The organism is Microbacterium sp. 16-032 (assembly GCF_041079455.1).
Taxonomy (GTDB): Bacteria; Actinomycetota; Actinomycetes; order Actinomycetales; family Microbacteriaceae; genus Microbacterium; species Microbacterium testaceum_A.
Genome location: NZ_JBFYGQ010000009.1, coordinates 1 through 14,068 on the forward strand (window position 1 = coordinate 1; position 14,068 = coordinate 14,068).

Genomic DNA, 14,068 nt, shown 5'->3' on the forward strand with positions numbered 1-14,068 from the left:
CGTTCGTTCGATCGTGACGAGCGTCCCCGTCGTGACGCCGGTGAGCGTCCCGCGCGGTCGTTCGACCGCAGCGACCGCCCTGCTCGCTCGTTCGATCGGAGCGAGCGCCCGGCTCGTTCGTTCGACGACCGTCCGGCTCGTTCCTTCGACCGCAACGAGCGCCCGGCTCGTTCGTTCGATCGCGATGAGCGTCCCCGTCGCGATGCCGGTGAGCGTCCCGCACGGTCCTTCGACCGCAACGACCGTCCCGCGCGTTCGTTCGATCGTGACGAGCGTCCCCGTCGTGACGCCGGTGAGCGTCCCGCACGGTCCTTCGACCGCAACGACCGTCCCGCGCGTTCGTTCGACCGCAACGACCGTCCCGCGCGTTCGTTCGATCGTGACGAGCGTCCCCGTCGCGATGCCGGCGAGCGCCCCGCCCGGTCCTTCGACCGCAGTGATCGCCCGGCCCGTTCCTTCGACGACCGCCCGCGCCGCAACGACGGCCCGAGCCGTAGCGATTGGAACAACACCCCGCAGCGCTCCGCCGAGCACGAGCAGCGCGTCGACGTCGTGCACGAGCGCCTGCAGGCCGAGGCCGTGGACGCCGCGACCGTGACCGGTGCAGGCTTCGCCGAGCTGGGCCTGGGCGACAACCTCGTCCGCGCGCTGGCCGGTCTGGGCGCGGCCAGCCCGTTCCCGATCCAGGCGGCCACGGTCGCTCCGATCCTCGAGGGACGCGACGTCCTCGCTCGCGGCCGCACCGGCTCGGGCAAGACCATCGCTTTCGGTGCGCCGCTGGTCGAGAGCATCCTGCGCTCGCAGGCGGGTCAGCGCCGCGAGTTCGGTCGCGCCCCCAAGGCGATCATCCTCGCCCCCACGCGCGAGCTCGCCCTGCAGATCGACCGCACGGTACAGGTGCTCGCGCGCAGCGTGGGCCTGTTCACCACCCAGGTCTACGGCGGCGTGCCCCAGGCGCGCCAGGTCGGTGCGCTCAAGAAGGGCGTCGACATCGTCATCGGCACCCCCGGACGCATCGAAGACCTGCTGAACCAGGGCAAGCTCGACCTCTCGCAGGTGCAGGTCGCCGTCCTCGATGAGGCCGACCACATGTGCGAGCTCGGCTTCCTCGAGCCCGTGCAGCGCATCCTCCGCGCGACCAAGAAGGACAGCCAGAAGCTCCTCTTCTCGGCCACGCTCGACCGCGAGGTCGCGGCCCTCGTCGACGAGTTCCTCGTCGAGCCGGCCGTCTACGAGGTCGCCGGCGAGGATCAGGACTCGAGCACCATCGAGCACCGCGTTCTCGTCATCGAGCACCGTGACAAGGCGCAGATCCTCGACTCGCTCGTCGACCGCGAAGGCAAGACCCTCGTCTTCGCCCGCACTCGCGCGTACGCCGAGATGCTCGCCGAGCAGTTCGACGACGCCGGTATCGCGGCGGTGGCGCTGCACGGCGACCTGAACCAGCAGAAGCGCACGCGCAACCTCGAGAAGCTCACCTCGGGTCGCGTCAACGTGCTCGTCGCCACCGACGTCGCCGCCCGCGGCATCCACGTCGACGACATCGACCTGGTCATCCAGGCCGACGCCCCCGACGAGTACAAGACGTACCTGCACCGCTCGGGCCGCACCGGCCGCGCCGGTCGCGCCGGCACCGTGGTCACCCTGATCACGCGCCAGCGTCGTCGTCGCATGACCGAGCTGCTCGACCGGGCCGAGATCCAGGCTCCCTTCGAAGAGACCGCGCTCGGCGACGACGTGCTCGAGGAGCTCTCGGGTCGTCAGCTGTCGAACGTCGACGCGTAACCCGCCTCTCGAAACCCCCGTCGCGACCGCGGCGGGGGTTTCGTGCATCGCGGGCGCGGAGACGCGACGCTCGCGCGAGCCGAGCGGGCACGATGCTGAGCGGGCTGCTCCTGCGTGAGATGTCGGGGAGCGAGGCCCTCAGAAGAGCGTCGGCTCGCTCGCGGGCGCGACGCGCGGACGAGTGGATGCCGAGACCCCGACCGTTCGCACGGGTCCGAGGCTGCTCGCCGGCGCGGTGCGTGCCGCGAGGCCGGGCTGGGGCCGGCCGCGCGGGTGGTCGTCCTCGTCCCACCCGTCCAGCCGGTGCATACGCAGGAGGGGGCGCATGCGTTTGCCGAGCCACGTGCGGTACGCCTTCGGTGCCGAGGTCGAGACACCCGGGTACAGCCCCCGGTACGACGAGACCAGGTGCGGATGCTCGCGCTCGAGCCACTCGAAGAACCACTGCTTCGCGCCGGGCCGCAGGTGGAGTGCGCCGTAGACGACGCGCGCCGCGCCGGCGGCTCGAATGCGGGCCAGGGCGTCGTCGAGCGCCGCGACCGAGTCGGTGAGGTGCGGCATGACGGGCATGAGGAACACCGTCACGCGGAAGCCCGCGGCGGTAGCCGCGCGCACGGTCTCGAGCCTCGCCTCGGCACTCGGGGTCCCGGGCTCGATCGAACGCTGGAGCGCGTCGTCGAAGACCGCGATCGACATGGCCAACGACACCGTGACCTGTTGTGCGGCCTCGGTCAGCAGCGGGAGGTCGCGCCGCAGCAACGTCCCTTTGGTGAGGATCGAGAACGGTGTGCCGTTGTCGGTGAGAGCCCCGACGATGTCGGGCATGAGGCGGTACCGCCCCTCGGCGCGTTGGTAGGGGTCGGTGTTCGTCCCGAGCATCACGGGTTCGCGCGCCCATGACCCCCGGCGCAGCTCGGTGCGCAGTACCTCGGCGACATTCACCTTCACCACGATCTGCGAGTCGAAGTCGGCCCCGTAATCCAGGTCGAGGTACTCGTGCGTTTTCCGAGCGAAGCAGTTGTGGCTGATGACCCCGTTCGCGATGAAGTCTTCGGTACCCGTCGTTATGTCGATCATGTCGATGTCGTAGCCGATGTCTTCGACTTTGACGACCCTCAGGTCCGAGCTGGTCTTCACCGCTGTCCCTGAGACGTCGACCTTGCGGGTGATGGACGGCCGGGCGATATCGAAGAAGCGCTGCCGCGAGGCTAGCCCCCCGCGAAGACGGATGTAGGACACGCCGTTCGGGCGGGCGGGTTCGCGAACAGCATCGAAGTGGAACGCGGCGAGAGCCTCTTCCGTCAGCGCGAGGAGCTCCTCATTCGCATTGCTGATTCGCACGATCCCGCGCGAACTCGAGCCCTCCGCGTCGAAGATGCCCCCGAGGAAGCCCGCCATCCAATCCCGACTTCGTGTGCTCGGTATCGCGGTGTAGTCCTCGATGCGCGCAACATCCCGCATCTTGGCCGTGTGCAGAGCCGTCATGGGTCGGCGATGCGCGGGCACGGGGAAGGGCCGGACCATCGTGACGATGCCGATCTGCTCGAGAAGCTCCTTCGAGAGGTCGAGCGCTTCGCGATCGGCGAGGGCGAGTCGGAACCGGTGAATCGCGCGGACTCGGTTTCCGTCGTCGTAGGTCTTGTGAAGGATCATCGCGTCACCGCGCACCATGCCCGTCAGATACCCCTGGCGCCAGTCGGGACCCATCGCCTGTGCGTAGGGGCGGGCGCCCGTTCCGAAACCTTGCAGACGGTTCGACACCGTGAGGCGAGGGCGCTGTTCGCCCGCGAGGGGCGAGTCGGTGACATGCTTCCACCCGCGTTCCGTCAGGAACCGGTGGTCTGCGCTGCCCTCGATCTCGGTTCCATCAGCGAGGGTGACGCGATGGAGGCGTTTGCGAGTGGTCCATTTCGCGCGAACGGTTGTTCGGACATAGTGGCGATATCGCGCTCCCTGCTCGGTGCCGATGATCTCGTCTCCGACGCGGATCTCCGACAGCGGGACCTGGCGGCCGTCCGCTTTCAGGATGAGGGTGTCCGGGGAGAGGCAGTACGAGCACGCATGGCTGCACCCCCGGTAGGGATTCACCGTCCAGTCGAACGGCATGGCCGAGACGCCGGGCACGCGGTTCAACGCGCTCTTGCACAGCACCTCGTGGAATGTCATTCCGGCGAATTCCGGCGTGGTCACCGACCGCACGAGGCCGTCCATGCGCTCCATGCCCGGGAGTGCCGCGGTGTCCTCCACCCCCAGCTGCTGTCCCTGCCATCTCATGCGAACAGTCGAACACATGTTCGACGAATCGGCAACACGGCACCCGAGTCGTTCGCGGAGAGGGTCGAGCACCCGCGACCTCGCCTCCACCCGGGTCGACCGTTCAGGATGCACCCGCGAGAATGGAAGCGTGACCAGCCACGACCCCGAGACTTCGCCCCGCCGCGCCGCGCGCGCGGAGGCCGAGCGACTCGCGACCGCGGCCCTCACCCTTCCCGTCGTTCCCGGTGGCGACGACTCCGCCGCAGCGCCTCCGACCCGTCGGGCTCTGCGGCGAGACGACGACGCCCCCGAGGCGGGGGAGTCCGAGCCCCGCGGCATCCGTCGACTCGCCCCCGTCCTCCTGCGCCGCCGCCTGGCGGTGGTCGCCGCGGCCGCCGTCGTGGTCGCCGGTTGCGTGGTGGCGATCGGGGCCGCCGCCTCGGGAGGCGGGCCCGACGGGTCCACCGACGCCGTCGCGCAGATCGCCGGCCCCCCGGTGGTCGCGGACGACGGAATCCCCGTGCCGCAGCTCGCGGCCGTCGCCGCCACGGCGACCCCGTGCGACGACCCCGCCTTCACCTCCGCGCTGGCCGCGGGAGACGACGCCGCAGTCATCGACGCGGCGGGGGGCGGGCAGGCGTTCCGCGCAGCGGTGGCATCCGGGATCGCCCCCTGCGTCTCGCTCTCCGACCCGAACCGCGAGTGGCTCGTGGTCAACAAGCAGCGTCCGTACGACCCGGTCGACTACCAGCCCGGCGACCTGGTCATGCCCGCAGACGTCCGCGCCCTCGAGGATTCCGCTCTGCGCGCCCCCGCCGCGCGCGCGCTCACCTCGCTCGTGAAGGCCGCATCCGCCGCCGGCGTCGGTGAGATCGGCTACCTCAGCGCCTACCGCTCGTACACGACGCAGAAGTCGACCTACGCCGGGCGCGTGGCGGTCGGGGGCGTCGCCGAGGCCGATCGCGAGAGCGCGCGGCCCGGCTTCAGCGAGCACCAGTCGGGGATGGCCGTCGACATCGTCCCCTGCAACGGTTCGTGCAAGACGCTCGACGACGTGGCGGCGTCTCCGCAGGGCGCGTGGGTGCGCGATCACGCATGGGAGTTCGGCTTCATCACGCGGTACGCCGAAGGGCGCGAGAGCGTCAGCGGGTACGAGCCCGAAGCGTGGCACCTGCGCTACATCGGTCCCGAGCTCGCCCGGGCCTACCACGAGGGCGGTTTCACGACCCTCGAGGAGTTCTTCGGGCTGCCTGCGGCGCCGACCTACTGACTCAGTTCACGACGCCGCCGCTGCAGGTCTGCTGCGCGGCGCTCGATCCGGTGATGGCGGGCGGGAGGGCGACTGCTCCCGTGTTCGGATCGACCTCGCCGGGCTCCGGCGCGGGGCCCTCCGTCGGCGCCGGCTGTTCTCCGGGGGCCGGCTCGGCGATCACCGTGCCGTCGTTGACCGCCACTCCTCCGGTCACCTCGATCGACCGGTTCTCGCGCAATGCATCCCAGAGCACCTCGGCCGCGGCGTAGTCGGGCGCCACGCGGTTGGCATCCGAGCGGGCCTCGACGGTCGGGTACTGCACGAAGACGATGTCTTCGAAGGGCACGTCCTTCACCGCGGAGGCGACCTGGACGAGGGTCAGGGGGTTCGTGAGGCTCTGCGTCGGCGTGACGTTCCGAAGGCCGGTCGAGGCCAAGCGCAGCACCGTCGAGGGGTTCGACAGCACCTCTTCGCTGACGAGCTTGCGCGCGAGGCGGGACATGTACTGCTGCTGGTTGCTCACGCGGGCCAGGTCGCTGCCGCCCACTCCGTATCGGGTGCGCAGGAACTGCAGCGCCTCGAGGCCCTGGATGGTCCGCGGTCCCGCTTGCCAGTCGATGCCCGTGTTCGCATCGCGCATGTCGCTCGCGAGGCAGATCTCGACGCCGCCGATCGCGTTGGTGATCTCGATGACGCCGCCGAAGGTGACCATCGCGCCGAATTGGATCTGCTGGCCGCTCATATCGGCGATGGCGGTGATCACGCACGAGAGTCCGCCGTACGTGTAGAGCTCGTTGATCTGCAGGGTGCCGCCGCCGAAGCGGCCCCCGTCGGCGGTGTCGCACGCGGGGGCGTCGAAGATGAGGTCGCGCGGGAACGAGACGACCGTGACCTTCCGGGGTTCCTCCGAGATGTGCACGAGGATGTTCACGTCGTTCAGGCGTCCGCCCGCGTCCGCACCCTCGCAGCGGTCACCCAGGAGGGCGATGAGCTCTTCTTCGCACTCGTCGATGCCGACGAGCATCATGTTCACGCCGCCCGAGAGCGCCCCGAGGTCGGGCGGGACGGCCGGCTGATTCTCGACGACCACGGCTTCTTCGACGAAGTCGGCGGTGAGGTCGTACGCCGTGTACGACACGACTCCGATCACCGCGACGGTGCCGACCACCGCGGCGACGGCGAGGAGCTTCGCGAGCTGGCCGAACGGGTTCGGCGAAGGCAAGCGGGCGTGCTGCGCGACGGTGCGACGGCGCCGGGGCATGGCTCCTCCTCGGGTTTCGTCGAGTCTAGGGGGACCGGATGCCGGGACCCCGGCGCGACGACAGGGGGGGCGAGGCGAGGGTCGCCGTTTTCGGACCCCGTCCAAACTGAACGTTGGTGATGAAACCTCTCTGAGTTATGTTTGTGCAACGCGCGCCACCGATGTCGCGCAGATCGCTCAATTCATCCCCCCGTTTGGAGCGCACGATGGGTCGAACCCTGCGTTCGGTCGCGGCCATTTCCCTGGCCGGACTGTTCACCGTTGCCGGAGCCACAGCCGTTCAGGCTGCCGACGTGGGCGAGGAGGTGACGCCTCCCACACCCATCGAATCCGCGACGGGCCGGTACATCGTGGTCCTCGACGAGGCCCCCGTCGCCACGTACGAGGGCGGCGAGCCGGGCCTCGACGCCACGAAGTCCGACGAGGCGCGGCTCGATGCCGACTCCCCGCAGGCGCGGAAGTACTCCGCCTTCCTCGAGGAGCGTCAGCAGAACGTCGCCGACGAGGCGGGCGTCCGCCCCGATGCCACCTACACGATCGCCGTCAACGGCTTCAGCGCGAGCATGGACCCGAACCAGGCCGCCAAGCTCGCCGCGACCAAGGGCGTGCAGAAGGTCGTCCCCGACGAGATCCGCCACCCGGTCGCCGTCCCCTCGACCGAGTTCCTCGGCCTCGAGGGCGACAACGGTGTCTGGCAGAAGATCGGCGGCATCGGTTCGGCCGGCGAGGGCGTCGTCGTCGGTGTCGTCGACACCGGCATCGCGCCCGAGAACCCCGCCTTCGCGGGCGAGCCGCTGGGCACCACCGCCGGTTCAGAGCCGTACCTCGACGGCAACGACGTCGTCTTCCGCAAGGGCGACGGCACCGACTTCCGCTCCCCGCGCGTGGCCGAGGGCAACGGGTGGTCGCTCTCGGACTACTCGACCAAGCTCGTCGGCGCCCGGTACTTCGACCAGGGTGCCGCCGCCACGGGCTTCACCTTCGAGGCGGACTACCGCTCGCCCCGCGACGGCGACGCGCACGGCTCCCACACCGCCAGCACCGCGGCGGGCAACAACCAAGTCGACGCGAGCGTCGAGGGCATCGACTTCGGTGCGATCTCGGGTGTCGCCCCGGCGGCCAAGGTCGCCGCGTACAAGGCGTGCTGGGCGGGTCCCGACCCGCTCGTCACCACCGACGACGTCTGCGCTCTGAGCGACCTGCTCGGCGCGATCAACGCCGCGGTGTCCGACGGCGTCGACGTCATCAACTACTCGATCGGCGGAGGCGCGGCCACCACCACGCTCTCCCTCGAGGACCAGGCCTTCTTCAACGCCGCCGCGGCCGGCGTCTTCGTCTCGGTCTCGGCCGGCAACTCCGGACCCGGCGCTTCGACCGCCGACCACGCCTCGCCCTGGTACACCACCGTCGCGGCATCCACGATCCCGACCTACGAGGGAACCGTGAAGCTGCCCGACGGGTTCCAGGCCGCGGGAGCATCGGTGTCGGTGCGCGAAGGTCAGGATGTGACGGCACCCGTCGTCTACGCCGGCGACATCGCGGCATCCGGAGCCGATCCCGCGAACGCGGCGCTGTGCCTGATCGGATCGCTCGATCCCGCGAAGGCTGCCGGAAAGATCGTCGTGTGCGATCGCGGTCAGAACGCGCGCATCGAGAAGTCGCAGGCGGTGAAGGATGCCGGTGGCGTGGGCATGATCCTCGTCAACGTCACGCCGGCCTCGGTCGACAACGACTTCCACTCGGTGCCCACCGTGCACATCGACGCGCGCTACCGCGACGCTCTGCTCGCCTACGTGCGCGGGACGGCGGACGCCACCGCGACCCTCGTCGGCGAGAACGTCACGGGCGAGACGACACCGACGCCCCAGGTCGCGGGCTTCTCGAGCCGCGGACCGATGCTCGCCGACGGCAGCGACATCCTGAAGCCCGACGTGTCGGCTCCGGGTGTCGCGATCCTCGCGGCGGCGGCCAACGCGCCCGGCGCCACCCCGACGTTCGAGTTCCTCTCGGGCACGTCGATGTCGTCGCCGCACGTGGCGGGCCTCGGGGCCCTCTACCTGGGCGAGCGCCCGCTGGCGGCTCCGGCCGAGGTGAAGTCCGCGATGATGACCACCGCGTACGACACCGTCGACGTCGAGGGCGCTCCGGCTCAGGACCCGTTCGCGCAGGGCGCGGGCCACGTCGATCCGACGAAGTACTTCGATCCGGGTCTGCTGTACCTGAACGGTCCGGCGGACTGGGCGGCGTTCCTCCAGGGCAAGGGCCTCGAGGACTTCGGCGTCGCCCCGATCGACGGCAGCGACCTGAACCTCGCGTCGATCTCGATCGGCTCGCTCGCGAAGCCGCAGACCATCACGCGCACGGTCACCTCGACGAGGGCCGGGACCTTCTCGGCATCCATCGACGTCCCCGGAGTGGATGCCACGGTCGAGCCGGCCACGCTCGAGTTCGCCGCGGCGGGCGAGCAGAAGACGTTCACCGTGACCTTCTCGCGGACGGACGCGGATGCGGAGCAGTGGACGAGCGGGTTCCTCACCTGGACCGGCGACGGTACGCAGGTGCGCTCGCCGATCGCGATCCGCCCGGCCACCGCCGAGGCTCCGGCCGAGGTCTCGGGCACCGGCCTGTCGGGATCCACGGCGGTCGAGATCCTTCCGGGCGTGGGCGGCGAGCTGCCGCTGAGCGTGTCGGGTCTCGTGGCCCAGACGCTGCTGGCCGATCCGGACAACCCGGTCGCCGGTCACAGCGGTAACCAGGACTCGGGCGACGCCGACGGATACGTGCGGTGGACCGTCCAGGTGCCCGAGGGTACGACCCTCTCGCGCTTCGACCTGGACTCGTCGGACGACACCGGCAGCGACCTCGACCTGTTCGTGTCGCGCGTGGTGAGCCCCGACGACCTGCGGTACTACGAGCGGTTCACCTCCGCGACGGCCTCGGCCGACGAGCGGGTGACACTGACGAACCCCACCGCCGGCACGTACCTGATCGAGGCGAACCTCTACTCCTCGACCGGACCGTTCACGTGGGACATGACCTACGCGAACGTCACCCCCCGCGGCGAGGGACAGCTGACGGCAACGCCGAACCCGATCCCCGTGCAGCAGGGCGCCGCCGTCTCGTACGACCTGTCGTGGCAGGGGCTCGCGCCTCAGACGCGCTACCTCGGTGTCGTGCGGTACGGCGACTCGGACGTGCAGACGGTGCTGACCGTCGACTCGGGCGAGGCTGCTCCGGCCGTGGTCGAGGCTCCGACGGTGTCGGGCACGGCCAAGCTCGGTCGCACCCTGACCGCGACTCCCGGCACGTGGAACCCGGCCGATGTGACCACCGCGTACCAGTGGCTGCGGGACGGAGAGCCCGTGAACGGCGCCACCTCGGCGACGTATCGCGTGCAGCGCGCCGACCTGGGCCGGGTGCTCAGCGTGCGCGTGACGGCGACGGCACCCGCCAACGGTCTGACGGGCACCGCCGACAGCGCCGGCGTGCCGGTCGTCGTGGGCTCGTTCACGACGGTGAGCGTCGACCCGTGGGTCGGTCGCACCGGTGACGCGTACACGCTCACCGTCAAGGTGCGGCCGCTGAGCGGACCCGCGCCCCAGGGCGACGTGACCGTCACGGTGGCGGGCAAGGAGTACGTCGCCACCCTGCAGGACGGGAGGGCCACCATCACCCTCGACCCGCAGACGCGCGGCGTGAAGCTGGTCAAGGCCGTCTACGGCGGCAGCGCGACGGTGGAGGCCTCGCGCGCCAGCAGCGCGTTCATCGTGTTGCGTTAGTCGTCGTCGGACCATCGCGGCGCTCGGGCTTCGGCCCGGGCGCCGCGAGTCGTCTTGTCAGCCCCGCCGCTTCCGCGGCGTGAGCCGCACCGCCGGGAGGGGAGGGGCGGGAATCCGCTCGGGGCCGTGGTCGATCACGGCCCCGAAGCGCGGCGCCTGCGCTTCCCACGCCTCGCGGGCCTCGACGATCTCGTCGTGCGAACGGCCCACGAAGTTCCACCACATGACGATGTCGGCCTCGAACGGCTCCCCGCCCAGCAAGAACACACGGGCGCCCTCTGCACTCCGCAGCTCCAGGTGGTCGCGTCCCTTGCCGAGGTAGACCAGCCGCGAAGGATCCACGGATGCCGTGGGCCCGGCCTCGGGCGCAGACCCCGGGCGTCGCGCGGCGTCGGCATCGGTGGCATCCATCCCCGTCACCGCCTCGACGGTGCCCGTCATACCGGAGACCGCGTACTCCCAGCCGGGGTGCAGAGGGATGCGCACCGTGACACCCGGCGGGAGGCGCAGCTCGGCCCCGACGATGGGCGTGTGGACGGTCGCGGGCGAGGCGACTCCGTCGAGCTCGCCCATCACCACGATCGCGTCGGCCCCGTGGCCCAGATCGAGGACGGGGAGGTCCTCGTGGCGCTCGAAGGCCGGAGTTCCGTGCCGCCGGGTCTCGGGCAGCGCCACCCAGAGCTGCAGGGCGTCGAGGGGGATGGGCCCCTCGCCGACCGAGTACTCGGAGTGCGCGATGCCGGCGCCACTCGTCATGAGGTTCAGGGCGCCGGGACGCACGATGACGTCGCTGCCCACGGCATCCCGGTGTCTGACCTCACCGATGATCGGCCACGTCACCGTCTGCAGCCCGATGTGCGGGTGCGGTTCGACGCGCATGAGCGTGTCCTGCGGGCCGAAGCGGTCCAGGAAGCACCACGCGCCGACCATCGGCAGAGCACGGTGGGGGAGGGTGCGGTGGACCTCCATGCCGCGGACGCCTCCCAACGGCACCTCGCGCGCTGCCACGATGAGCGCGCGCGGTCCGTCGCACGCGACCGGACCCTCGGCCTCGGGAGGCTCGACGTCGAGTCGCGTCACGAGGGTTCGCCGGGGCCCGCCGAGTCGGCGGCGTCGTCGTCGTTCGGCCACTCCACGACCAGGCCGGGCACGTCGTGCTCGCGCAGGTAGTGCGCGACGAAGGGGCAGGAGGGAATGACGCTGCCACCACGACGAGCCAGGTCGGAGAGCGCCTCGCTCGCCAGAGCGGAGCCGAGCCCGCGCCCCTTGAACGAGGGGTCGATCTCGGTGTGGGGGAGCACGGTGCGGTCGTCGTCGATCGCGCGGAACTCGAGGAAGCCGCCGAGCTCGTCGCCCACGTGGATCTCGTAGCGGCGGGCGTCGTCGTTGCGGGTCACGGTCAGTTCGTCGGCCATGGGGTCTCCTGTCGTCGGTAACGACAGCAACGTACGTGTGGGGGCGGGTGTTCCGCCATCCCCGCGGCGCCTCTGCCGTCGTTTGCTAGGACGCCTCGCGCGCGCGGTGACGGCGCACGGCGGCGCGGTTGGCGCAGCGCACCGAGCAGTACCGCTGCCGACCGTTGCGCGTGACGTCGACGACGACGTTCGTGCACGGTTCGGCGGCGCACCGGCCGAGCCGGCTCATCCCGCGCGTGACGAGGTGCAGAGAGGTGCCGACCGAGATGACGGCGGCGAGCACGCGGGGGAGCGCCTCGTCGCTGTCGCGGTAATGCAGGTGCCACCCCTCCCCGTCGTGGTCGGTGAGGCGGGGGTAGGCCGTCACGGCCGCCATTTGCGCGTTGAGCAGAGCCGCGCGCGCGTCGGGATCGGTCTCGTCGACCACGCGGAGCCACTCGTCGATGACGGCGCGGGTGCGCGGATGATCGTCGGATACCGCGGGGAAGGTCATCGTCATCCCCATCTCTCGGGTGCGCGCCTCGATGCCGTCCCGATCGGCGGGCCACTCGTTGGCGAGGGACGCGGCGAGCAGGACGGCGTACTCCCCGTAAGGGTTGAGATGCATAATGGCATTACATCACGCTGGATCCATGACCGCCCCGCACACGATCCCTCTGGCCCCCTCGCCATCCGTCCACGAACACGCGTGGGTCACGGAGTCGGTCCACCTCACCAGCGTCGGGCGCGTGCGGTACGTGCTCTGTGCCGAGTGTTCCGTGCGACGCGTCGACGTCGACCCGGCCGCGGTCGTTCCCCCGACCGCACTGACGCGTGAAATCGGCTGACGGCATACCGCGCTGCACGGTAGCGTCGAAGCAGACTGCTGACGGGGGACGCATGCTTGTTCTGAGCCTCATCGCGGCGATCGCGGGCGCGATCCTCGTGCCGGTGATCGCGCTGCACGTCTGGTACGCCATCGGGCTGTCGCGTGTCTTCGCCACGCACGGAGGAGAACCCTGGCGCGCGTGGATTCCGCTGGTCAACGAGGCCGAGCTGTTCCGCCTGGGGCGGCTGGACCCGGTCCGCGCCGTCCTGCTCGTGGTTCCCGGCGTCAACATCTACGGTCTCGTGCTCAAGGCCACCGCCGCTCACCGCCTCGGCCAGACCGCGGGGCGCGGCGCCGGTACGACCGCCCTCGCGGTGATCTTCCCGCCCGTGTGGGCGACGATCCTCTCGGCACGCCCGCGGACGGATGCCGCGCCTGCCGGCGACGTCGCCGACGAGAGCCCGATTGTCCTGAGCGAGACGGCATCCGGTCCGATCACCACCATCCCCGGTACGAGCGCGGCCGAGGTCGCGACCGCGGGACGGCGACGTTCGACCGCCGTCGCGGCTGAGTCGGTCGCGGTGCCGGTGCTGCCCGGTCCGGTCGACATCGATGACGAGGTCGAGCACACGTCCCTTCACCCGTCGCGGCGGGCCGCTGCGGAGGCGGCCGCCGTGGACGCCGCGGAGTCGGGTGCCGTCCCCGCGGGGCCTCAGGTGCCCGCGGCCGCTCCGGGCGGCGAGCCGTCGCTGACACGCGCCCCCGCGACGCCGATCGCAGCCGCGGCCCTCGACACGGGCGCTGCCGGGGTGGTTCCTCCCGCCGCCTCGCGGGCCTCGGCGCCCGTGAGCGCGTCGGCGGAGGTAGCGCAGGGCGCTCCGGCGGAGACCCCTGCTCCCGAGCCGCACGCGGCCCCCGCGTCGACGGCGGCGGCTTCGCCGTCCCCCGCCGCCGCCGTGCCGCCCGCCGAGGCCGGACAGCGGGCTTCCTCGGCTCCGGATACGACCCCCGCCGTCGACGACACCGGCGTCGACCGGGTGGGCGAGACGACGGATGCCACGGCGGCTCCCCGAACAGACGGTGACGCCGCCCCCGCTGCCCCCATCGACGAGCTGACGCAGACAGCGCGCCCGCGCTCGCGGCGACGGGGGGAATGGACCCTGGCCCTCCCCGACGGCAACCAGGTCGCGTTGACCAGCCGCACCGTGATCCTCGGACGCAAGCCCGGCAGCGGAGAAGACGCGGTGCAGTACGTCGCGGTCGCCGACGACACGCGCACCATGTCGAAGCAGCATGCGCGCCTCGAGTGGAGCGTCACCGGCTGGAGCATCACCGACCTCGACTCGACGAACGGCGTGACGCTCATCCACGACGACGGGCGTACCGAACGGGTCGGCGGCGGGGCGACCGCGATCGCGACCTCGCGCTTCCGCCTCGGTGACGCGCACATCGAGCTGCGGCCGGCATCGGTGGCCTGAGCGCTCGGTCCGCGACGGTGTCGCCGTTCGCTGA

10 protein-coding genes are annotated in these 14,068 nt (G+C 71.0%); 5 read left to right on the forward strand and 5 right to left on the reverse strand.

Translation table 11 applies throughout. From position 1 onward, the window contains the following. On the forward strand, window positions 1-1,785 hold a 1,785-nt coding region (locus tag AB6V31_RS16285), incomplete at its 5' end, for a DEAD/DEAH box helicase (RefSeq protein WP_369366913.1). A 138-nt stretch (window positions 1,786-1,923) separates the two neighbouring features. On the opposite strand, the gene AB6V31_RS16290 is transcribed toward AB6V31_RS16285, so the two are convergent. Beyond that, complete coding sequence (locus AB6V31_RS16290; RefSeq protein WP_369366915.1) at window positions 1,924-4,059, reverse strand: intein-containing Rv2578c family radical SAM protein; 2,136 nt, start codon at window positions 4,057-4,059, stop codon at window positions 1,924-1,926. A gap of 130 nt (window positions 4,060-4,189) precedes the next feature. Between AB6V31_RS16290 and AB6V31_RS16295 the strand changes: the two genes are divergently transcribed. Further along, window positions 4,190-5,311 carry a M15 family metallopeptidase gene (locus tag AB6V31_RS16295; RefSeq protein ID WP_369366917.1) on the forward strand — a complete coding sequence of 374 codons (1,122 nt, stop codon included), beginning with the start codon at window positions 4,190-4,192 and terminating at the stop codon, window positions 5,309-5,311. 1 nt (window position 5,312) lies between these two features. Here AB6V31_RS16295 and AB6V31_RS16300 read toward each other — a convergent pair whose 3' ends face one another. Further along, window positions 5,313-6,554, reverse strand: coding sequence for an LCP family protein (locus AB6V31_RS16300; protein WP_074696019.1), 1,242 nt, complete (start codon window positions 6,552-6,554; stop codon window positions 5,313-5,315). Window positions 6,555-6,760: 206 nt separating this feature from the next. On the opposite strand from AB6V31_RS16300, the gene AB6V31_RS16305 reads away from it, so the two are divergent. Continuing rightward, window positions 6,761-10,333 (forward strand): S8 family serine peptidase, encoded by a 3,573-nt coding sequence (locus AB6V31_RS16305; RefSeq protein ID WP_369366919.1) that lies wholly within the window; start codon window positions 6,761-6,763, stop codon window positions 10,331-10,333. Between the two features lie 57 nt (window positions 10,334-10,390). Here the strand turns inward: AB6V31_RS16305 and AB6V31_RS16310 are convergent, their stop codons facing one another. The 3 genes from AB6V31_RS16310 to AB6V31_RS16320 form a co-directional block, all read right to left on the reverse strand. Further along, window positions 10,391-11,413 (reverse strand): pirin family protein, encoded by a 1,023-nt coding sequence (locus tag AB6V31_RS16310; RefSeq protein ID WP_369366921.1) that lies wholly within the window; start codon window positions 11,411-11,413, stop codon window positions 10,391-10,393. After that, window positions 11,410-11,748, reverse strand: a complete 339-nt coding sequence (locus tag AB6V31_RS16315) for a GNAT family N-acetyltransferase (RefSeq protein WP_074696011.1) — start codon at window positions 11,746-11,748, stop codon at window positions 11,410-11,412. Before AB6V31_RS16315 ends, AB6V31_RS16310 begins: the two co-directional genes overlap by 4 nt. Window positions 11,749-11,833: 85 nt before the next feature. Next, on the reverse strand, window positions 11,834-12,355 hold the full coding sequence (locus AB6V31_RS16320) for a CGNR zinc finger domain-containing protein (protein WP_369366924.1): 522 nt from the start codon (window positions 12,353-12,355) through the stop codon (window positions 11,834-11,836). A gap of 25 nt (window positions 12,356-12,380) precedes the next feature. On the opposite strand from AB6V31_RS16320, the gene AB6V31_RS16325 reads away from it, so the two are divergent. After that, the gene (locus AB6V31_RS16325; protein WP_369366927.1) at window positions 12,381-12,575 is read left to right on the forward strand and encodes a hypothetical protein; all 195 of its coding nucleotides are present in this window, start codon (window positions 12,381-12,383) and stop codon (window positions 12,573-12,575) included. 52 nt (window positions 12,576-12,627) lie between these two features. Next, on the forward strand, window positions 12,628-14,034 hold the full coding sequence (locus AB6V31_RS16330; RefSeq protein ID WP_369366930.1) for a DUF5684 domain-containing protein: 1,407 nt from the start codon (window positions 12,628-12,630) through the stop codon (window positions 14,032-14,034). Window positions 14,035-14,068 lie beyond the last annotated feature (34 nt).